The sequence below is a fragment of the Amycolatopsis ruanii genome, from assembly GCF_003385175.1.
GTDB lineage: Bacteria > Actinomycetota > Actinomycetes > Mycobacteriales > Pseudonocardiaceae > Amycolatopsis_E > Amycolatopsis_E thermalba.
In genome coordinates this window covers 1-20,024 of sequence record NZ_PQHY01000052.1, presented here as the reverse complement: position 1 = coordinate 20,024, position 20,024 = coordinate 1, and the positions used below count along the sequence as shown (strand labels likewise).

At 71.0% G+C, this 20,024-nt stretch carries 21 protein-coding genes; 4 read left to right on the top strand and 17 right to left on the bottom strand.

Annotated features, from left to right (window positions below; genetic code table 11):
• Positions 1–31 precede the first annotated feature (31 nt).
• The 9 genes from D0D28_RS24400 to D0D28_RS24360 all read right to left on the bottom strand — a co-directional run bounded on the left by D0D28_RS24400 (position 32) and on the right by D0D28_RS24360 (position 6,501).
• Positions 32–850, bottom strand: a complete 819-nt coding sequence (locus D0D28_RS24400) for a F0F1 ATP synthase subunit delta (protein WP_167481472.1) — start codon at positions 848–850, stop codon at positions 32–34.
• Between the two features lie 11 nt (positions 851–861).
• The gene (locus tag D0D28_RS24395) at positions 862–1,413 is read right to left on the bottom strand and encodes a F0F1 ATP synthase subunit B (protein WP_094006583.1); all 552 of its coding nucleotides are present in this window, start codon (positions 1,411–1,413) and stop codon (positions 862–864) included.
• 29 nt (positions 1,414–1,442) lie between these two features.
• Complete coding sequence (locus D0D28_RS24390; RefSeq protein WP_020417788.1) at positions 1,443–1,700, bottom strand: F0F1 ATP synthase subunit C; 258 nt, start codon at positions 1,698–1,700, stop codon at positions 1,443–1,445.
• A 63-nt stretch (positions 1,701–1,763) separates the two neighbouring features.
• Complete coding sequence (atpB, locus tag D0D28_RS24385) at positions 1,764–2,546, bottom strand: F0F1 ATP synthase subunit A (RefSeq protein ID WP_205413346.1); 783 nt, start codon at positions 2,544–2,546, stop codon at positions 1,764–1,766.
• A gap of 370 nt (positions 2,547–2,916) precedes the next feature.
• Positions 2,917–3,348 (bottom strand): hypothetical protein, encoded by a 432-nt coding sequence (locus D0D28_RS24380; RefSeq protein WP_116112695.1) that lies wholly within the window; start codon positions 3,346–3,348, stop codon positions 2,917–2,919.
• Positions 3,345–4,505, bottom strand: a complete 1,161-nt coding sequence (locus D0D28_RS24375) for a glycosyltransferase family 4 protein (protein WP_116112692.1) — start codon at positions 4,503–4,505, stop codon at positions 3,345–3,347. Before D0D28_RS24375 ends, D0D28_RS24380 begins: the two co-directional genes overlap by 4 nt.
• Entirely contained in the window at positions 4,505–5,155 is a 651-nt protein-coding gene (locus tag D0D28_RS24370) for an L-threonylcarbamoyladenylate synthase (RefSeq protein ID WP_116112689.1), read from the bottom strand. The genes D0D28_RS24375 and D0D28_RS24370 overlap by 1 nt, the downstream gene beginning before the upstream one ends.
• Before the next feature lie 112 nt (positions 5,156–5,267).
• Positions 5,268–6,131, bottom strand: coding sequence for a peptide chain release factor N(5)-glutamine methyltransferase (gene prmC / locus D0D28_RS24365; RefSeq protein WP_094006588.1), 864 nt, complete (start codon positions 6,129–6,131; stop codon positions 5,268–5,270).
• 22 nt (positions 6,132–6,153) lie between these two features.
• Entirely contained in the window at positions 6,154–6,501 is a 348-nt protein-coding gene (locus D0D28_RS24360; protein WP_116112686.1) for a MerR family transcriptional regulator, read from the bottom strand.
• Positions 6,502–6,559: 58 nt separating this feature from the next.
• On the opposite strand from D0D28_RS24360, the gene D0D28_RS24355 reads away from it, so the two are divergent.
• Entirely contained in the window at positions 6,560–7,297 is a 738-nt protein-coding gene (locus tag D0D28_RS24355; RefSeq protein WP_116112682.1) for an alpha/beta fold hydrolase, read from the top strand.
• Here the strand turns inward: D0D28_RS24355 and prfA are convergent.
• Both prfA and rpmE read right to left on the bottom strand, forming a co-directional pair.
• Positions 7,291–8,361, bottom strand: coding sequence for a peptide chain release factor 1 (gene prfA, locus D0D28_RS24350; RefSeq protein WP_116112679.1), 1,071 nt, complete (start codon positions 8,359–8,361; stop codon positions 7,291–7,293). The two genes, D0D28_RS24355 and prfA, sit on opposite strands and share 7 nt — an antisense overlap.
• A gap of 79 nt (positions 8,362–8,440) precedes the next feature.
• A complete protein-coding gene (gene rpmE, locus D0D28_RS24345; RefSeq protein WP_017987296.1) occupies positions 8,441–8,671 on the bottom strand; it encodes a 50S ribosomal protein L31 in 231 nt (76 codons plus the stop codon).
• 220 nt (positions 8,672–8,891) lie between these two features.
• Here rpmE and D0D28_RS24340 point away from each other — a divergent pair, with 220 nt between their 5' ends.
• Entirely contained in the window at positions 8,892–9,386 is a 495-nt protein-coding gene (locus D0D28_RS24340; RefSeq protein ID WP_094006592.1) for a CHAP domain-containing protein, read from the top strand.
• A gap of 63 nt (positions 9,387–9,449) precedes the next feature.
• On the opposite strand, the gene rho is transcribed toward D0D28_RS24340, so the two are convergent.
• From rho to argS, 6 genes are all read right to left on the bottom strand, one after another.
• Positions 9,450–11,426, bottom strand: coding sequence for a transcription termination factor Rho (gene rho / locus D0D28_RS24335; protein WP_116112676.1), 1,977 nt, complete (start codon positions 11,424–11,426; stop codon positions 9,450–9,452).
• 392 nt (positions 11,427–11,818) lie between these two features.
• Entirely contained in the window at positions 11,819–12,700 is an 882-nt protein-coding gene (thrB, locus tag D0D28_RS24330) for a homoserine kinase (RefSeq protein WP_116112673.1), read from the bottom strand.
• Complete coding sequence (thrC, locus tag D0D28_RS24325; RefSeq protein ID WP_094006595.1) at positions 12,697–13,761, bottom strand: threonine synthase; 1,065 nt, start codon at positions 13,759–13,761, stop codon at positions 12,697–12,699. The genes thrB and thrC overlap by 4 nt, the downstream gene beginning before the upstream one ends.
• Positions 13,758–15,065 carry a homoserine dehydrogenase gene (locus D0D28_RS24320; RefSeq protein WP_116112671.1) on the bottom strand — a complete coding sequence of 436 codons (1,308 nt, stop codon included), beginning with the start codon at positions 15,063–15,065 and terminating at the stop codon, positions 13,758–13,760. The genes thrC and D0D28_RS24320 overlap by 4 nt, the downstream gene beginning before the upstream one ends.
• A 5-nt stretch (positions 15,066–15,070) precedes the next feature.
• Positions 15,071–16,507, bottom strand: a complete 1,437-nt coding sequence (gene lysA / locus D0D28_RS24315) for a diaminopimelate decarboxylase (RefSeq protein ID WP_116112668.1) — start codon at positions 16,505–16,507, stop codon at positions 15,071–15,073.
• A gap of 6 nt (positions 16,508–16,513) precedes the next feature.
• Positions 16,514–18,169, bottom strand: a complete 1,656-nt coding sequence (gene argS, locus D0D28_RS24310; RefSeq protein WP_116112666.1) for an arginine--tRNA ligase — start codon at positions 18,167–18,169, stop codon at positions 16,514–16,516.
• 102 nt (positions 18,170–18,271) lie between these two features.
• On the opposite strand from argS, the gene D0D28_RS24305 reads away from it, so the two are divergent.
• Together D0D28_RS24305 and D0D28_RS24300 are read left to right on the top strand one after the other, a co-directional pair.
• Positions 18,272–19,075 (top strand): DUF3105 domain-containing protein, encoded by an 804-nt coding sequence (locus tag D0D28_RS24305; protein ID WP_162831172.1) that lies wholly within the window; start codon positions 18,272–18,274, stop codon positions 19,073–19,075.
• 5 nt (positions 19,076–19,080) lie between these two features.
• Complete coding sequence (locus D0D28_RS24300) at positions 19,081–19,782, top strand: DUF305 domain-containing protein (RefSeq protein WP_116112663.1); 702 nt, start codon at positions 19,081–19,083, stop codon at positions 19,780–19,782.
• The last annotated feature ends 242 nt before the right edge of the window (positions 19,783–20,024 follow it).

The window sequence follows — 20,024 nt, the reverse complement described above, 5'->3', positions numbered from 1 at the left end:
TTCCTGCAGGTGTGCAAAGTCTTGTGTGGTGTCAGGCCAGCTGCCTGCGCAGCTCGGCGATCCGGCCGGCGGTGCTGCCGTCGATGACCTCGTCGCCCACCCGGACGACGAGCCCGCCACCGAGGCGGGCGTCGATCTCGACGTGCAGCCCGATCGGCCGCCCGTAGATCCGGCGCAGCTGCTCGGCCAGCCGCTCCCGCTGCTCCGCGGACAGCTCGCTCGCGCTCGTGACGTACGCGACCGAGCGCTCGCGGCGCTCCGCGGCCAGCTGGACCAGCTCGTCCAGCTTGATCCCGACGCTGCGACCCGCCGACCGGCCGACGACCTGCTCGGCCAGGGCCAGGGTGATGTCGTCCACCTTGCCCTGCAGCAGGTCGCGCAGCAGCCTGCGCTTCGCGTCACCGGGTGCCGTCTGGTCGGACAGCGTCTGCTCCAGCTCCGGGTTGCTTCCCACGATACGGGCGATCCGGAACAACTGGTCCTCGACGGCGTCCAGCTTCCCGGCCTTTTCCGCACTGGTCAGCAGCGCGTGCCGGCCGAGCGACTCCGTCCCGTCGAGCAGTTCCCGCGGGCTGGACCAGCGTGCCGCGACCACGGCGTCGAGCACGCGCAGGGTCTGCTCGGACACCTTGCCGGCCAGCACCGAGCGGACCAGCCGGGTGCGGGCGCCCGGGTCGGACGAGGCGTCGGCGACCGCACGGCGCAGGCCGATCTCCCTGCCGAGCAGGTCGACCACGGCCAGCAGTTCGTTGCCGAGAGCGGCCGGGTCGGCGCCGGCCTCGCCGGTGACCTCGGCGAGCCGGGTCTCGGCGGAGGCGAGCGCTTCGCGGCTCGCGGCGTGCAGCGTCAGCGTCATCTGGGCTACTTTCCTGCTCCGTTACCGGCGCTGCTGCCGAGCTCGGCGAGGAACCGGTCGACCGTGCCACGGCGACGGACCTCGTCCTCGAGGTGCTCCCCGACGATCCGGCTCGCCAGCTCGATCGAGTTGCGGCCCAGCTCGTTGCGCAGCTCCGTGACGATCTGTGCCTTCTGGGCCTGCAGCGCGGCGTGGCCCTGGGCGATGATCCGGGCGGCCTCGTCCTGGGCCTCGGCCCGCAGCTCCTCCTTGATCCGCTCCGCCTCGAGGCGAGCGTCGTCGCGGATCTTGGCGGCCTCGGAGTAGGCGTCCTTGAGCTGTGCCTGGTACTTCGCGAGCGCCTCTTCGGCTTCGGCCTGCGCCTTCTCCGCCTTGGCGATGCCACCCTCGATGGCCGCCGTGCGCTCCTCGTACATCTTCTCGAAGCGGGGCACGGCGAACTTCTTGAGCAGCCACAGCAGGATCAGGAAGGCCACCAGGCCGAGGATGATCTCGCTGAGGTGCGGCAGCACCGGGTTCGGCGCTTCCGCAGCCAGCACGATCTGGGTCTTCACCACAACGACTCCTTCAGCGGTGAGCGGTTAACTCAGGCGGCGGAGGCGATGAAGTAGACGACCAGACCGATCAGGGCGAGCACCTCGGTAAGCACGAAGGTGGTCCAGGCGATACCCATGAGCTTGCCCTGGGCCTCCGGCTGACGGGCGGTGCCGTTGATGACGGCGGCCCAGATCAGACCCACACCGATGCCCGGGCCGATCGCGCCCAGACCGTAGCCGATGGCGGCGAGACCCGGGTTGAGGTTGACAGCGGTCTCGGCGGCCTGGGCAAGAACGATGTTGCTCACTTGCGTTTCCCTTTCACTCGGTCCGCTACCACGCGGATCGGGGGCTTTTCGGTTCGTTTTCTTCTAGTGGTCTTCGGCGAGCGCGGCGCCGATGTAGTTCGCCGAGAGAACGGCGAACACATACGCCTGGATCACCTGGATCAGCGCTTCCACGAAGGTCATCAGGATGGCGAACGCCCACGAGACCAGCGAGATGGGCTTGAAGACCCCGCCCGCGTGGAGCAGCAGGAACTCACCCGCGAGCGTGAACACCAGCAGGATCAGGTGGCCGGCGAACATCGCGGCGAACACCCGGACCGCCAGCGTGAGCGGGTTGAGGACGAACTTCTGCAGGAACTCGATCGGCGTCAGCAGGATGTAGATCGGGCCGGGCGCACCCGGCGGGACGGTCGCGTGCTTGAGGTAGCCCACGAAGCCGTGCCGCTTGAACCCGACGTAGTGGTACACCGGGTAGACCACCAGCAGCGACAGCGCGATCGGGAAACCGATGTGCGAGAACGTCGGGAACTGGACGATCGGGATGATCCCGAACAGGTTGTTGATCAGCACGAAGCTGAACAGCGTCAGCACCAGCGGGATGAACGGCTTGAAGTCCTTCGACCCGATCTGCTCACGCGCGATCCCGTTGCGCGCGAAGTCGTAGACGTACTCCGCGGCGAACTGCGCCTTGCCCGGCACGACCTTCAGCTTGCGCGAGGTCAGCAGGAAGAAGGCCGCGATGATGATCACCGACAGCACGACGAGGATCATCGGCTTGGTGACGCCGAGGAAGATCGGCGGCAGGTCGAAGTCTCCGGCACCCGGGGGCGCGAACGTGTCGCCCTCGGCCAATACCAGCGCGCCCAACTGGGCTCCTTCCGGTTCTCCCGGCCGGCGTTCACTCCGCCGGGGGAATCGTCACGATCTGGACTTAACGTACCCGATACGTTTCGGGTGGTTGGAGGCGGATCCCCTGAGTGAACACCGCGTGTACTTTCAGCCACTTGGGGGTTTCGGTACTACGATCTCCGACGGCAGAATCGGCCCACCCGGCTCAGGGGCCATCCGTCTCGATCGCCACGTTGCCGGTCGGGGTTCCACATCGGGAGCGCGGCCCGGAGCCCACCTCCACGATCCGGACGATACCAGCCGGTAAATCGACACCGTACGGGCGTACTCCTAATTGAGTCCCCACCCGCCGCGTGATCGCCGGAATCCGGCGCTGACCTGCGGGAGGTCAGCCCGGGATGATCGTCGGGATCTTGGTCTTGCGGAAGGCCAGGAACTCCGCCGCCGCCCACACCAGGATCACCGCGAGCGTGGTGAACGCGAGCGCGTACCGGTTGAAGGAGTCCACGCCCTTGAGGGCGGTCATGACGCCGAACAGGACCAGCACCTTGAGGATGTAGCCGCCGATCGCCACCGCCATCACCATGAACGGGTCCAGCGCGGCCGACTTGCGCATCATGAACAGCGTGACCAGGGACGACGCGAACGCGATGGCGCCGCCGACCAGCGACCCGAGCAGTCCGGGGACCCCGGACAGGATCGTCGAGACGACCACGCCGATCACCACCGTGGCCAGCCCCGGCCACAGCGCGAAGCGCAGCATCGCGTCGGCCAGCTTGAGCACCGACTGCGCGTGCGGGTTCTCGGTCTTGTCGGTCATGACACTCCCTGGTTCCGCGACCTCAGGCGCGGAATGACGGACACGATCGCGGCGAGGACGAGGCCCGCGCCGACAATCCAGAGTACCGCCGTCGTGTCGAACAGCGTCACCGAGACCGCGCCGAAGCCGAGCAGGCCCGCCCACAGGTAGATCAGCAGCACCGCGCGGCGCTGCGAGTGGCCGATCTCCAGCAGGCGGTGGTGCAGGTGCATCTTGTCCGCCGCGAACGGGCTCTCGCCGCGCCGGGTGCGCCGGATGACGGCCATCAGCAGGTCGAGGACCGGCAGGAACAGCACCGCGACGACGACCAGCAGCGGCGACAGCAGCGCCAGCGCGTCGGAGCCGCCGAACCGGGTGTAGTTGATCTTCCCGGAGGCCGAGGTGGTGGCGCCGGCCAGCATCAGGCCGATCATCATCGAGCCGGAGTCGCCCATGAAGATCTTCGCGGGCTGGAAGTTGTGCGGCAGGAAGCCCAGGCACGCGCCGGCCAGCGTGGCGGCGATCAGCGCGGGCGGGTAGACGCCGACGTCGCCGCCCTGCGAGTTGAGCAGGCCGAGCGAGAACGCGCAGGTCGCGGCCGCGGCGATGAAGCCCAGCTCGTCGACCAGGCCGTCCAGCCCGTCGACGAAGTTCAGCGCGTTGACCAGCACCACCACGAGCAGCACCATCAGCAGCCCGCCCTGGTTGTTGTCCAGGGTGACGACCGAGCCGAGCGCGTCGCCGTTGCCGCCCCAGGGCACCCAGAAGACGTTCCACTGCACGCCGAAGATGACCAGGATGCCGGCGCACATGACCTGGCCGGCGAGCTTGGTCCAGGCGTCGATCTCGAAGCGGTCGTCCAGCGCGCCGATGAGCACGATGACGCCGCCGCCGATCAGAACGCCGACCGGGTCGAGGGAGAAGTCGAACGCGCGGCGCAGCACCGGCAGCTGGTGGGCCATCGCCATGCCGCCGACGACGCCCAGGTACATGCCGACGCCACCCATCCGCGGGATCGGGATGACGTGCACGTCGCGGGCGCGCGGGTTGGCGATCGCGCCGAGGCGGATCGCCAGGCGCCGGATGACGCCGGTGAGCAGGAACGTCAGGGTCGCGGCGATCAGGCCGACGAGGATGTACTCCCGGATCGGGAGGCCGGCGGTGGTTACGGGGGTCATCAGGCCGCGGTCTTCACCGGTGCGCCGAGCACCTCGCTCACCGCTTCGGCGCTCACTGCGCCGGCCCGCAGCAGGACGGGCTCGTCCCCGGTCAGGTCGACGACGGACGAGGGCAGCGCCTCCCGGCTGGGCCCGGCGTCGAGGTAGACCGAGACGGACTCGCCGAGCTGGTCCCGCGCCTCGTCCGCGTCGGCGGCCGGGGGCCGTCCGGCGACGTTGGCGCTGGAGACGGCCATCGGGCCGACCTCTCGCAGCAGCTCCAGCGCGACCGGGTGCAGCGGCATCCGCAGCATGACGGTGCCGCGGGTGGTGCCCAGGTCCCAGCGCAGGCTCGGCGCGTGCGAGAGCACAATGGACAGATCACCGGGCCAGAATGCCTCGATGAGGGCGCGTGCCTGCGGCGGCACCCCGAGGACCAGACCGTCTATTGTGGACCAGGAACCGACCAGGACGCCGACGGGCAGGTCGGGACCGCGGTTCTTCGCCCGCAGCAGCGCGCGCACGGCGGCCGAGTCGAACGCGTCCGCCCCGATGCCGTACACCGTGTCCGTGGGCAGCACGACCAGCCGCCCCGAACGGACCGCGCTCGCCGCCGCGGCCAGCCCCTCGGCCCGCGTCTCCGGACGGCTGCAGTCGTACACCGCGCTCATGGGGTGAAGACTATTCCGAAGCGTGTAACGGCTCGGTTGCGGGTGGCGGTCACGCTCCGGCCGTCGTGGCGCAGTGAGGACGACCCGAGTCAGGAGGGGGCCGCGCTGGGGTTCAGCCGCGTAGTGCTGTCACGAAACGGGGGCGTCCGGCGAGGTCGCGGTGGTCCTGGACCTCCGTCAGCACCTTCCGCGACGCCACCAGCGCCGGGGCGGCCGAGCCGTGTGTGTCGTCGTGTTCGATGGCCAGTCCGCCGCCGGGCTTGAGGAGCCTGCAGGCGGTCGCCACGGCTTGCCGGACCACCGCCAGGCCGCCGTCGGGGGCGAAGACCGCTTGCGGCGGGTCGAAGTCGACCACCTCGGGCGGCAGGTCGCCGCCCGGGGGGACGTACGGCGGGTTGCACACCACCAGGTCCACCAGGCCGTCCAGCTCCGCGAAGATGGTGTTGTCGCCGACGTCCCCGGAGTACAGGCGGATCGGGGTGTCCCCCGCCGCCGCCTGCTTGTCCGCGTTGTGCCGCGCCCACGCCAGCGCGTTCGGGTCGATGTCCACGGCGTACACCACCGCGTCCGGCCGCTCGTGCGCGATCGCCAGCGCCAGCGCCCCCGACCCGGTGCACAGGTCCACCACCACCGGGTACTCGCGCCCGTGGATGTGCCGCAACCCCCACTCGACCAGCAGCTCCGTCTCCGGCCGCGGGATGAACACCCCGGGGCCGACGTCCAGCGTGATCCCGGCGAACCCGGCCCACCCGGTGAGGTGCTGCAGCGGCACCCGCTTCGCGCGCTGGGCGACCAGCTTGCCGATCGCCTCCACCACCGGCGGGTCGACGAGCGGCACCAGCGGCAGGCGACCGCGCTCGACACCCAGCACGTGGGCGGCGATCAGCTCGGCGTCGGCGCGCGGAGACGCCACGCCCGCCTCCTCCAGGATGCGCATCGCCTCGAGGATCGCCAGTCGCAACGGTTGCCGCTTCACGCTCCCAACTTTTCCACAGCCGTCAGCCGGCGGTGGGGACGTATGCCGCGAGCGCACCGCGCGTCTGCCGCAGATCGTCGATGCGCTCGTCCAGGGCGTCCAGCTGCTCACGGAGCGTGCTCACCACTTCGGGGCACATCTCCAGCTCCGGCTTCTCCCCCCGCGCGCACGGCAACAGCTTCCGGATCACGCACGTCGACAACCCCGCGGCCAGCAGGGCGCGGATCTGCCGCACCGTGATCACCGCGTCGTCGTCGTAGACCCGGTAGCCGTTGGTGTCCCGCTTCGTGGAGAGCAGCTCCTGCTCCTCGTAGTACCGCAGCAACCGCTGGCTCACGCCGGTCCGGGCGGCCAGCTCCCCGATCCGCATGCGACCTCGCTCACTCGACGTTGACCTTCACACCGATGTCAAAACCTAACGTCGCGGCATGACCGAACATTTCGCACCCGTCGTCCGCGGATCCGGTCCCGGCCTGCTGCTCGCCCACGGCGCCGGCGGCAGCGTCCACGCGAACTTCGGGCCCATCCTGGACGACCTCGCCCAGACGCACACCGTGGTCGGCCGGGACTACCCGGTGGCGGACCGGCCGTCGCTGGACGGACTGGCCGATGCCCTGGTGCAGACGGCGGTGGACGCCGGCGTGGAGCGCTTCACGATCCTCGGCTACTCGCTGGGCACGGCCGTCGCGGTGCGCGCCGTCACGCGTCACCCGGAGCGGGTGACCGGGCTGGTGCTGACCGCCGGGTTCGCCCGGCCGTCCAACCAGATGCGGCTCGCCCTCGCGGTGTGGCGCGAGCTGCTCGACCTCGGGAACGAGGAGCTGCTGGCGAAGTACGTGACCTTCGCCGGGGTCGGCGGGCAGTTCCTGAACGCCCTGACGCCGCGCGAACTCGAGGAAGCGGTGGCCGGCGTGGTCGTGCCGGATGGCACGGCGGAGCTGGTCGACCTCGTGGCCTCGGTGGACACCACCGCCGAGCTGGGCCGCGTCACCGTGCCGACACGCGTCATCGGCACCCGCCAGGACGTCCTGGTGCCGATCGACGTGCAGCGCGACCTCGCCGAGGGAATCCCCGGGGCCGAGTACGTGGAGATCGCGAGCGGCCACTCGATGCAGGCCGAGGCCCGCGACGAGTGGCTCGCCCGGATCCGGGAGTTCCGTCACTGACCGGCCGAGGCCAGCCGCGCCTCGCGGTCGGCGGCGGCCAGCGCGTCCAGCACGGCGTCGAGGTCGCCGTCGAGGACCTGGTCCAGGTTGTACGCCTTGTAGTTCACCCGGTGGTCGGAGATCCGGTTCTCCGGGAAGTTGTAGGTGCGCACCCGCTCGGAGCGGTCGACCGTGCGGACCTGCGACTTGCGGGCGTCGGCGGCCTTGGCGGCGGCCTCTTCCTCCGCCATGGCCTGCAGCCGCGCCTGCAGCACCTGGATGGCGCGGGCGCGGTTCTGGATCTGCGACTTCTCGTTCTGGCAGGACACGACGATCCCGGTGGGCAGGTGGGTCACCCGCACGGCCGAGTCGGTGGTGTTGACGCTCTGCCCGCCGGGGCCGGACGACCGGAACACGTCGATGCGCAGGTCGTTCGGGTCGATCTCGACCTCGACCTCCTCCGGCTCCGGGTAGATCAGGACGCCCGCGGCGGAGGTGTGGATCCGGCCCTGTGACTCGGTCGCCGGGACGCGCTGCACGCGGTGCACGCCACCCTCGAACTTCAGCCGCGCCCAGACCCCGTCGGCATCCGTTCCCTTGCTCTTCACCGCGACTGTGACGTCCTTGTAGCCGCCCAGGTCGGAGTGCACCGCGTCGAGCACCTCGGCCTTCCAGCCGTGCCGCTCCGCGTAGCGCAGGTACATGCGCAGCAGGTCGCCGGCGAACAGGGCGGACTCCTCGCCGCCCTCACCGGACTTGATCTCCATCAGCACGTCCGAGCCGTCGTACGGGTCGCGCGGCAGCAGCAGCTCCGTCAGCCGGGACTCCAGCTGCGGGATGCGCGCGGCGATCTCCTCGGCCTCGGCGGCGAACGTGGAGTCCTCGTCGGCCAGCTCGCGCGCCGTGCCGAGGTCGTCCCGGGCCTGGTCCAGCTCGTTGATGACCTTGACGATCGGGCTCAGCTCGGCGTAGCGGCGGCCGAGTTTGCGCGCCCGGCCCTGGTCGGCGTGCACGGCCGGATCCGCCAGCTGCTTCTCCAGCTCGGCGTACTCGTCGAGCAGCCCGTGCAGGGAGGACGAATCCACGACCGCACCTTCCTCTCGTTCCGGTGACACAAAAGCGGCGCCCACCCCCGGTGGTCGGGAGTGGGCGCCGGTGGTGAAGCTACTTGGCGTCGGCCTTCTTGCCGGCCCGCTTGCCGTAGCGCGCCTCGAAGCGCGCCACCCGGCCGCCGGTGTCCATGATCTTCTGCTTGCCGGTGTAGAAGGGGTGGCAGTTCGAGCAGATTTCGACCGTGATGGCACCGGAGGTCTTGGTGCTGCGGGTGGTGAAGGTGTTGCCGCAACCACAGGTGACCGTGGTGGGCACGTACTCGGGGTGGATACCGCTCTTCATGGAGTCCTCTCTCGGTGGCCGCCGGGTCCCCGCGGCGTTCTTCGACACGTGGGGTGAACCGGAGCCGGACGTTAGCGGATTGATTCTGCCAGACGCGCTGACATGCAGGTCAACGCCCCCCGGGCGGCGCATATTCCGGGTACGGGACGTGTACGGGTTTTGTACGGGCGCGCGGGAGGCTCTCGCCCGAGACCCGGACCCGCCGGGTGAGGAGGAGCCGATGTCCCGCAGCATCAAATCCGTCGCCGTCGCCGCCCTCGCGGCCGCCGCGCTCACGGTGGTCCCGCTCACGAGCCAGGCCGCCACCCTCGCCGAAGCCCCCAGCAGCGACGTTTCGATCCTCGCCGCCGGTGACGGCACCCCGTCCGGCGCGGTCGCCTGGTTCAAGGCCCGCATCGGCAGCACCGCCTACCAGGGCTACTGCGAGAAGGCCGTGGAGAACGCCTACGGCACCACCGGGGTGTGGGCCTCGGCCAACGCGCACTGGAACGGCGCCAGCCCCAAGCACGCCGGTGACCGCAACCCGCCGCTGGGCGCGTTCGTCTACTGGAACATCGCCTCGCCCTACGGCCACGTCGGCATCTCCGACGGCGCCGGCGGCTTCTACGCGACCAGCGTCGGCGGCAAGATCGGGCACGTCACCAAGGCCCAAGGCGGCTACAGCTACTACAGCAACTACCGCGGCTGGACCCCGGCGGCGGTCCCGCACCGCTAGGACGACGCGAAAACGGCCACCCTTCCCGGCGGGGAGGGTGGCCGTTTCGCCGGCTACGAACGACTAGTCGTCGTCGGACGCCAGAGCCGTCTTGCTGACCTGCATCAGGAACTCGATGTTGGTCTTGGTCTTGCGCAGGCGGGACAGCAGCAGGTCGATGGCCTGCTGCGAGTCCAGCGCGTGCAGGACCCGGTGCAGCTTGTGCGTGACCGCCAGCTCGTCCGGCGAGAGCAGCAGCTCCTCCTTGCGGGTGCCGGACGGGTTGACGTCCACCGCCGGGAAGACGCGCCGCTCGGCGATCTTGCGGTCGAGCTTGAGCTCGGCGTTGCCGGTGCCCTTGAATTCCTCGAAGATCACCGTGTCACCGGTGGACCCGGTCTCGACCATCGCCGTGGCGAAGATCGTCAGCGAGCCGCCGTTCTCGATGTTGCGCGCCGCGCCGAGGAAGCGCTTCGGCGGGAACAACGCGGTCGAGTCGACACCACCGGAGAGGATCCGGCCGGACGCCGGGGCCGCCAGGTTGTAGGCGCGGCCCAGACGGGTGATCGAGTCGAGCAGGACCACCACGTCCATGCCCATCTCCACCAGGCGCTTGGCGCGCTCGATGGACAGCTCGGCCACCGAGGTGTGGTCCGACGGCGGGCGGTCGAAGGTCGAGGCGATGACCTCGCCCTTCACCGACCGCTGCATGTCGGTGACCTCTTCCGGACGCTCGTCGACGAGGACGACCATCAGGTGGCACTCGGGGTTGTTCGTGGTGATCGCGTTCGCGATGTCCTGCATGATCGTGGTCTTGCCCGCCTTCGGCGGCGACACGATCAGGGCGCGCTGCCCCTTGCCGACCGGCATGACCAGGTCGATCACGCGGGTGGTCAGCTTGTGCGGTTCGGTCTCCAGGCGCAGCCGCTCGTTGGGGTAGAGCGGGGTCAGCTTGGTGAACTCGGGGCGGCGCTTGGCCTCCTCCGGGTCCAGGCCGTTGACGCTGTCGACGCGCACCAGCGGGTTGAACTTCTGGCGCTGCTGCTCGCCCTCGCGCGGCTGCTTGACCACACCGGTGATGGCGTCACCGCGGCGCAGGCCGTGCTTGCGGACCAGCGACAGCGACACGTACACGTCGTTCGGCCCGGGCAGGTAGCCCGAGGTGCGCACGAACGCGTAGTTGTCCAGGACGTCGAGGATGCCGGCGACCGGCAGCAGCACGTCGTCCTCGCGGATCTCGGTGTCCGCGCCGCCCTCACCCCGGTTGCCACCGCGGCGGCGGCGGTCCCGGAACCGGCGGCCGCGACGGCCGCCCTCGTCGTCGTCCGCGTTGTTCTGGCCGCCACCGGAGTTCTGGCCGCCGCCCGCGTTCTGCTTGGACTGGCCGCCACCGGAGCCGGAGTCCCGGTTGTTCTGCCTGCGCTGGTCGCCACCGCCCTGCTGGGACTGGTCGCCACCGCGCTGCTGGTCGTTGCCGCCGCGCTGCTCGCGCTGGTCGTTGCCGCCGCGGTTGTCGTTGCCGCCGCGGTTGTCCGGGCTGCCTGCGGCGCGGTTCGCGCCACGGCGACGGCGGGCGCCGCCCTCGCGCCGCGGGCCGTCCTCGGCCTGCTGGGGCGCCTCGGCGCCGTTCCCGGGCTTGTCGGCCGGAGCGGGCTTGTCGGCCTTCTCCACCACCGGAGCGGGCTTCTCGGCCTGCGCCTCGGCCTGCCGGGGCGCCTTCTCGGCGGGCTTGGTCTGCGCAGACTCGGTCTGGGCAGACTCGGCCTGGGCAGGAGCCTCCACCTTCGCGGCGATGCCGTCAAGGGGCAGGGTCTCGTCGGCGGCGCGCTTGCGCGGGGCCTTGCCCTGGCGCTCGCGGATCGCGGCGATCAGGTCGCCCTTGCGCATCCCCTTGGTGTCGCCGATGCCCAGCTGGGTGGCGAGTTCCCGCAGGTCGGCGATCACCATGCCGGACAGGCCGCCACTGCGGCGCTTCGGCGCGGCGGTGCCGTTGCTCTCCCCTGGCTCAGCGTTCGTCGCGGCGGCCGCCACGTCGCCGCTCAAAAGATCGGTGTTGCTCACACATGTCCTTCCTGACCGATCCACGCCTCCAGGTGGATCAGCGGACTACCGCCCGCGTCCGATCGCGGAACGGTCTGCTCCTGCCCGGTGTGGCTTCCCCGGCCGGGACACGCGGGTCACAGCGGCCGGGCCGCCACACGGGGTTCTCGCGTGTTCCTGGTGGAACGCGCCGAATTCGTGTCACCGTAGCTACCGGAAACCCGCCTAGGTCAATCCCTGCACCAGCTATGCGGAATTATCGACTCAACGAGAGAATACGATCCGGGATGGAACCCCCGGGACCGACACCGGGTGCGGATTGCGCGCGGTGATCGAACGCCCCCGAGGGTAGACCGACCGGGCACGAGGTGCAACAACCACCCCCCGGCGTGCCGCGAATCTCCGCACGGAATCTACCGGCCCGTGACCTGAACCCCGGTCTGGTCGACCGGCAGCTCGATGACTTCGAACCCTGCAACGTCCACGGCGGCCGGAATTATTCCGTCGACCGTGAGCGCCAGCACGGTCGGGCCGGCGCCGGACACCGTCGCCGCGACCCCGGCGGCCCGCAGCTCGCGCACCAGGCGCCCGGTCGCCGGGTAGGCGGGGGCGCGGTAGTCCTGGTGCAGGCGGTCCTCGGTGGCCGGCAGCAGCAGCGACGGGTCGCTGGTCAGGGCGTGCACCGCCAGCGCCGCGCGGCCGGCGGAGAACGCGGCGTCGGGGTGCGGCACCTGCGCCGGCAGCAGCCCGCGCGTCGCCTCGGTCGACGACTTCACCGACGGCACGGCCACGACCGGACGGATCGACGGGTGCGGCGTCAGCCGTTCGGCGTGGAAGCGGCCCTTCTCACACCACGCCAGGACGAAACCACCCAGCAGGCTGGCGGCGGCGTTGTCCGCGTGCCCCTCGAACTCGGCGGCCAGCTGGACCGCGTCGCCGTCCAGGGACCGGCCCGCCAGGGCGTACCCGGCGGCGATCCCGGAGACCACCGCCGCGGCCGACGACCCGAGCCCGCGCGCGTGCGGAATCTTGTTGAAGCACCGCAGATGCAGCCCCGGCGGCGTGACGCCGAGGTGCTCGCACGCGCGCCGCAGCGCCCGCACCACCAGGTGCGTCTCGTCGGTCGGCACGTCCTCGACCCCCCCGGCCCCGGCGTCGAACACCTCGACCTTGAGACCGGCGTCGGTGACCTGCACCTCGACGACGTCGTGCAGCGCGAGCGCGGGCCCGAGCGCGTCGAAGCCCGGGCCGAGGTTCGCGCTCGACGCCGGGACGGTCACCTTCAACGCGGTCACGTCAGCTCCAGCGCGGCGGCCACCGCCCGCGGGTCCACCGCCAGCGGCTCGACCTCGACGTTGCCCTCCAGCGCGGTGCCCGGGTCCTTGAGGCCGTGGCCGGTGACGGTGCACACCACGGTCGACCCCTTCGGCAGACGGCCGTCGGCGGCGGTGGCGAGCAGGCCCGCGACGCTGGTCGCCGACGCCGGCTCGACGAACACGCCCTCCTTGCTGGCCAGCAGCCGGTACGCGGCGAGGATCTGCTCGTCGGTCACCGCCTCGAACAGGCCGCCGGAGGCGTTCTTCGCCTTGACCGCGCCCTCCCACGAGGCCGGGCTGCCGACGCGGATCGCGGTCGCGATGGTCTCCGGCTCGGGCACCGGCTCACCCTTGACCAGCGGCGCGGCGCCGGCCGCCTGGAACCCGAACATGCGCGGGGTGTTCTTCACCACACCGTCGGCGGCGTACTCGGAGTACCCGGCCCAGTAGGCGGTGATGTTGCCCGCGTTGCCCACCGGCAGGCAGTGGATGTCCGGCGCCTCGCCGAGCACGTCGCAGATCTCCCAGGCGGCGGTCTTCTGACCGATCAGCCGCACCGGGTTGACCGAGTTGACCAGCGTGACCGGGTGGTCGATCGCGGTCTTGCGGGCCAGCTCCAGGCAGTCGTCGAAGTTGCCGTCGATCTGCAGGATGCGGGCGCCGTGCAGGATGGCCTGCGCGAGCTTGCCCATCGCGATCTTGCCCTGCGGGATGAGGACCGCGCAGGTCAGGCCGGCGCGCGCGGCGTAGGCCGCGGCCGAGGCCGAGGTGTTGCCGGTGGAGGCGCAGATGACCGCCTGCAGGCCGCTGGCCTTGGCGTGGGTGATCGCCACCGTCATGCCGCGGTCCTTGAACGACCCGGTGGGGTTGGCGCCCTCGACCTTGAGGTAGACCGTCGAGCCGGTCAGCTCGGACAGGTGCGGGGCGGGCATCAGCGGCGTGTTGCCCTCGCCGAGGGTGATGACCTCCGCCCCGGCCGGCACCGGTACCCGGTCGGCGTACGCCTCGATGATCCCGGGCCAGCCGGCCTTCGCAGTCATGAATCCTCGCCTTCCACCCGCATCACGCTCACGACCTCGTTGACGACGTCCATTTTCCCGATGGCCTCGACGGTCGCCTCCAGCGCCGCGTCCGGTGCGAGGTGCGTCACGATGACCAGGCTGGCCGTGTCGTGCCGGTCACGCTGCCGGACCGCGGCGATGCTCACCTCGTGCGCCGCGAACACCTGCGCGACCTGGGCGAGGACACCCGGCTTGTCGGCGACGTCGAGGCTGACGTGGTAGCGCGTCGGGGTCTGGCCCATCGGCCGCACCGGCAGCTGGGCGTGCGCCGACTCGCGCGGGCCGCGGCCGCCGACCACCCGGTTGCGGGCCACCGCGACCAGGTCGCCGAGCACCGCGCTGGCCGTCGGCGCGCCACCGGCACCCTGGCCGTAGAACATCAGGCTGCCCGCCGCGTCGGCCTCGACGAACACCGCGTTGAACGCGCCGCCCACGTTCGCCAGCGGGTGGGTGCGCGGGATCATCACCGGGTGCACGCGCGCCGACACCGACTCGGTGCCGTCCTCGCCCTCGACGCGTTCGCAGATCGAGAGCAGCTTCACCGTGCGGCCCAGTGCCTTCGCCGCCGCGATGTCGGAGGCCGACACGTTCGAGATGCCCTCGCGGTGCACGTCGGACGCGGTGACGCGGGTGTGGAAGGCCAGCGAGGCGAGGATGGCCGCCTTGGACGCGGCGTCGTAGCCGTCCACGTCCGCGGTCGGGTCCGCCTCCGCGTAGCCGAGGCGGCTGGCCTCGTCCAGGGTCTCGGCGTAACCGGCGCCCGTGGAGTCCATCGCGGACAGGATGAAGTTGGTGGTGCCGTTGACGATGCCCATCACCTTGGTGATGCGGTCACCGGCCAGCGACTCGCGCAGCGGGCGCAGCAGCGGGATCGCCCCGGCCACCGCGGCCTCGAAGTAGAGGTCGGCGCCGCTGGCGTCGGCCGCCTCGAACAGCTCCGCGGAGTACTCGGCCAGCAGCGCCTTGTTCGCGGTGACGACCGACTTCCCCTTGCGCAGCGCGGTGAGCAGCCATTCGCGCACCGGGTCGATGCCGCCGATCAGCTCGACCACGACGTCCACATCGGACTCCACCAGCGCGGCGGCGTCGTTGGTCAGCAGGTGCTGCGGCAGCTCGGGGTGCTTGTCCGGGCGGCGCACCGCGATGCCGGCCAGCTCGACCGGAGCCCCGGCGCGGGCGGCCAGCTCGTCGGCGTGCTCGGTGAGCAGGCGCGCGACCTCGGTGCCGACCGTGCCGCAGCCGAGCAGCGCCACGCGCACCGTCTTGCCGTCTACAGTGGACATTTCAGTCACGACACCTCCAGCTGCAGCATGTCGTCGATCGTCTCGCGGCGCAGCAGCAGCCGCGCGCTGCCGTTGCGGACCGCGACGACCGCCGGGCGCGGCTGCCGGTTGTAGTTGCTGGCCATGGAGTAGCAGTAGGCGCCCGTCGCGGCGACGGCGAGCAGGTCGCCCGGGGCGAGGGTGTCGGGCAGCCAGCAGTCCCGCACGACGATGTCGCCGGACTCGCAGTGCTTGCCCACGACGCGGCTCAGCGCCGCGCCGACCTGGTCGGTGGCCCCGTCGTCGCTCGCGCGCGACACCAGCCGGACGTCGTACACCGCGTCGTAGAGCGGCGTGCGGATGTTGTCGCTCATGCCGCCGTCCACGCTGACGTAGCGCCGGGACTCGTTGTCCCCCAGCGACACGTCCTTGATGGTGCCCACCTCGTACAGCGTGACGGTGCCCGGACCGGCGATGGCGCGGCCCGGCTCGCCCGCGATGCGCGGCACCGGCAGCCCGGCGAACTCGCACTCCTTGCGGACGATCTCGCGGATCTGCGTGATCATCTGCGCCGGCGGCGGCGGGTTGTCCTTGTCGGTGTAGGCGATGCCGAAACCGCCGCCGAGGTCCACCAGCGACAGCTGCTCCAGCAGCTGCTCGCCGTGCTCCTTGACCAGCTCGGCCATCAGCCCGATGACGCGGCGCGCGGCGACCTCGAAGCCGTCCGCGTCGAAGATCTGCGACCCGATGTGGCTGTGCAGCCCGACCAGGCGCAGCGACGGCGCGTTGAGCACCCGGCGCACCGCCTCCGCGGCGTCGCCCGCGGCCAGCGAGAAGCCGAACTTCTGGTCCTCGTGGGCGGTCGCGATGAACTCGTGCGTGTGCGCCTCGACACCGACCGTGACGCGGATCAGCACCTTCTGCTCGACGTCGAGCCGCGCGGCGACGTCGGCCAGCCGCGCGATCTCGTAGTAGGAATCCAGCACGACCGTGCCGACGCCCGCGCCGACCGCGGTCTCCAGCTCGGCGACCGACTTGTTGTTGCCGTGGAAGGTGATCCGCTCGGCCGGGAACCCGGCGCGCAGCGCGACGGCCAGCTCGCTGGCGCTGGCCACGTCCAGGCTCAGGCCCTGCGCGGCGACCCAGCGGGCCACCTCGGTGCACAGGAACGCCTTGGCCGCGTAGTGCACCAGCGACGGGTCGTCGAACGCCTCGGCGTACTCGGCGCAGCGCGACTTGAAATCGGCCTCGTCGACGACGAACAGCGGCGTGCCGTAGGTCTCGGCCAGCTCGCGCACGTCGACGCCGGCGATGCGCACGACGCCGTCCGGGGCGCGGTAGGCGTTGCGCGGCCAGACCTTCGGGTAGAGCCGGTCGAGCTCGGCGGAACTGGACGGGGGGAAACCGGAGTTGTCGGCGTGCGGGTAGACCTCCGCGTGCCGCGGGCCGGCGGGGTGAGCCATGAGGGGTTACATCCGTTCCGGAGCTGAGACACCGAGCAGGGCGAGGCCGTTGGCGAACACCTGGCGCGCCGCCTCGCACAGAGCGAGCCGGGCGTAGGTGAGCGGGGTGGCCTCCTCGTCGCCCTTGGGCAGGACCTGCGCGACGGCGTAGAACTTGTGGAACGCGCCGGCGAGGCTTTCCAGGTAGCGCGCCACGCGGTGCGGTTCACGCAGCTCGGCGGCGCGCTGCACGACCGTCGGGAACTCCCCGATCGTGCGGATGAGGTCACCCTCGCGGTCGAGGGTGAGCAGCCCGAAGTCTGCGTCGTTGTCGAACTTCAGTCCGAGGTCGGCGGCGTGGCGCTGGAGCGAGGCGAGCCGGGCGTGCGCGTACTGCACGTAGTACACCGGGTTCTCGTCGCTGCTCTTGCGCAGCAGGTCGAGGTCGACGTCGATGCTGGAGTCGACCGAGTAGCGGGTCAGCTCGTAGCGGGCGGCGTCCACGCCCACGGCCTCGACCAGGTCCTCCATGGTGATCACCGTGCCGGCGCGCTTGCTCATCCGGACCGGCTTGCCCTCGCTGACCAGGTTCACCAGCTGGCCGATCAGCACCTCGACGACGGCCGGGTCGTGGCCCATCGCGGACGCGGCGGCCTTGAGCCGGGCTATGTAGCCGTGGTGGTCCGCGCCGAGCATGTAGATGCACAGGTCGAAGCCGCGGCCGATCTTGTCCTGCAGGTAGGCGATGTCACCGGCGATGTAGGCGGGCGCGCCGTCGCTCTTGATGACCACGCGGTCCTTGTCGTCGCCGAACTCGGTGGAGCGCAGCCACCAGGCGCCGTCGGCGTGGTAGAGGCGGCCGTTCTCCTTCAGGCCCTCGACCGCCTTCTCCACCGCGCCGGACTGGTGGAGCGAGTCCTCGTGGAAGTAGACGTCGAAGTCCGTGCCGAACTCGTGCAGGCTCTTCTTGATCTCGCCGAACATCAGCTCGACGCCCACGCGGCGGAAGGTCTCGTGGCGCTCGGTCTCGGGCAGCGACAGCGCGCTGGGCTCCTGGCGCAGCACCTCGGCGGCGATGTCGCTGATGTAGGCGCCCGCGTAGCCGTCCTCCGGCGCGGGCTCGCCCTTCGCGGCGGCGATCAGCGACCGGACGAACCGGTCGATCTGCGCGCCGGCGTCGTTGAAGTAGTACTCGCGCGTGACCTCGGCGCCCTGCGCCTGCAGGACGCGGCCGAGCGCGTCGCCCACCGCGGCCCAGCGCGTGCCGCCCAGGTGGACCGGGCCGGTCGGGTTGGCCGAGACGAACTCCAGGTTGATCTTGCGGCCGGCCAGGGCGGTGCCGCGGCCGTAGGCGTCGCCGAGGGTGAGGACCTGGCGGATCTGCTCGCCCTGGGCGTCGGCGGCCAGCCGGAGGTTCACGAACCCGGGGCCGGCGATCTCGGCGGAGTCGATGCCGTCGGTGGCGGCGAGCGCGTCGGCCAGCTCCTGGGCGAAGTCGCGCGGGGCCAGGCCGGCCTTCTTCGCCACCTGCAGCGCGAGGTTGGTGGCGTAGTCTCCGTGTTCCGGGTTGCGCGGGCGCTCGACGGTCACCGTGGCGGGCAGCACGGCGGGGTCGGCGCCACGGGCGGTGAGCACCTGCGCGGCGGACGTACGGACCAGGTCAGCTAGGGCCTCGGGAGTCACCAGCCGAGTGTAAGGGCCACGACCTCGGCCGTTGACAGGGACCGAACACGGGGTCCCTAAACTCTACCCGGGTATATCCACTTGACGGGAGACGCGGGAGCCATGGCCAGCGGCACGAAGAAGAAGGGCGCACCGAAGAAGGGCAGCGTGAAGGCGGCCCGCGGCTCGGTGGTGTCCAAGAAGGGTGTGCCCTGGGGCACGATCATCTCGGTGGTCGCGGTGGTCGCGCTCGCCGCCGTGGTGGTCGGGTACTACCTGGTCCAGTCGGCGCCCAAGCGCGCGCTGGCCAGCTGGGCGCCCACGGCGGACAAGCCGGACCCGTCGCTGAGCATCCCGGGCATCGTCACCGGCCAGTACCAGGCCAGCGTGCACGTCCTGCCGACCGAACGGGTGGCCTACGACCACTCACCGCCCTACGGCGGTCCGCACGACGGCTACTGGGCGGCGTGCAACGGCGTGGTGTACCCGGTCGCGGTGCGCACCGAGAACATGGTGCACTCGCTCGAGCACGGTGCGGTGTGGATCGCCTACAACCCCGACCAGGTGACCGGTGACGCGCTGAACACGCTCAAGTCCAAGGTCGAGGGCAAGCCGTACACGATGATGTCGCCCTACCCCGGGCTGGACAAGCCGATCTCGCTGCAGTCGTGGGGTCACCAGCTGAAGCTCGACTCGGCCACCGACGAGCGGATCGACCAGTTCATCACCGCGCTGCGGACCAACCAGAACACCTACCCGGAGGTCGGCGCCTCGTGCGACGCGCTGGGCGCGGGCGCCTTCGACCCGGACAACCCGCCGCCGTTCGACCCGACGCCGCCCGGCCCGGACGCGAAGCCGATGGACTACCAGGGCTCGGCCGGCACGCAGCAGGACACCGGGATGCCCAGCTCCGCCCCGACGTCCTGATCCTGATGGCGGACGACGAAGCTCCGGTGGCGGACCGGCCGGGATCCCGGCCGGTCGTCATCGGCGCGTCGGTGATCGTGGTGCTGCTGGTCGGCGTGGTGCTCGGGATGTTCCTGACGCAGACCGCGCTGCGGCCGGAGTCCGCCGCCACGCCCGGCGCGGGCTCGGTCGAGGTCGGGTTCGCGCAGGACATGTCGGTGCACCACCTGCAGGCCGTGACGATGGCGAGCTGGGAGCGGGGCCACACCAGCGATCCGCAGCTGGAGCAGCTGGCTTTCGACATCGAGTCCACGCAGCGGGAGCAGGTCGGCCGGATGAAGGGCTGGCTGATGCTGTGGGGTCAGCCGGAGCAGGCCACCGGCGAGTACATGACGTGGATGACCTCCGACGCGGGGCACGGCCACATGGCGATGGCGCCGCCGTCGTCAGCCGCGGCGGCCGGGGCGCCGATGCCCGGCATGGCGACCAACGACGAGCTGGCGAAGCTGCGGTCGCGGTCCGGGACCGAGCTGGACGTCTATTTCCTGCAGTTGATGCTGCGGCACCACCAGGGTGGTACGGAGATGGCGCAGTACGCGCACGATCACACGACCGTGCCGGCGGTGAAGGCGCTGACGCAGAGCATCCTGACGTCGCAGGGCGCGGAGATGACGGTGATGCGGGACATGCTCACCGCGCGGGGCGCGCAGCCGCTGCCGTTCCCGTAACCAGCCGCGAGTCCCCCGCTCAGGTTCGCGAGTCCCACGTTCCAGCGGGCGAGTCCCACGCTCGGGTACGCGAGTTCCACGTTCAGGTTCGCGAGCCCCACGCTCGGGCGGTGATCTGCTGCTCTACACCGACGGTCTGGTGGAGCGGCGGGCCGAGGTCCTCGACGACGGACTGGACCGGCTGACCGGCGCGTTCGCCGGCGTCGCCGCGCTGCCCACGGACGAGGCGGGCGACCGGATCC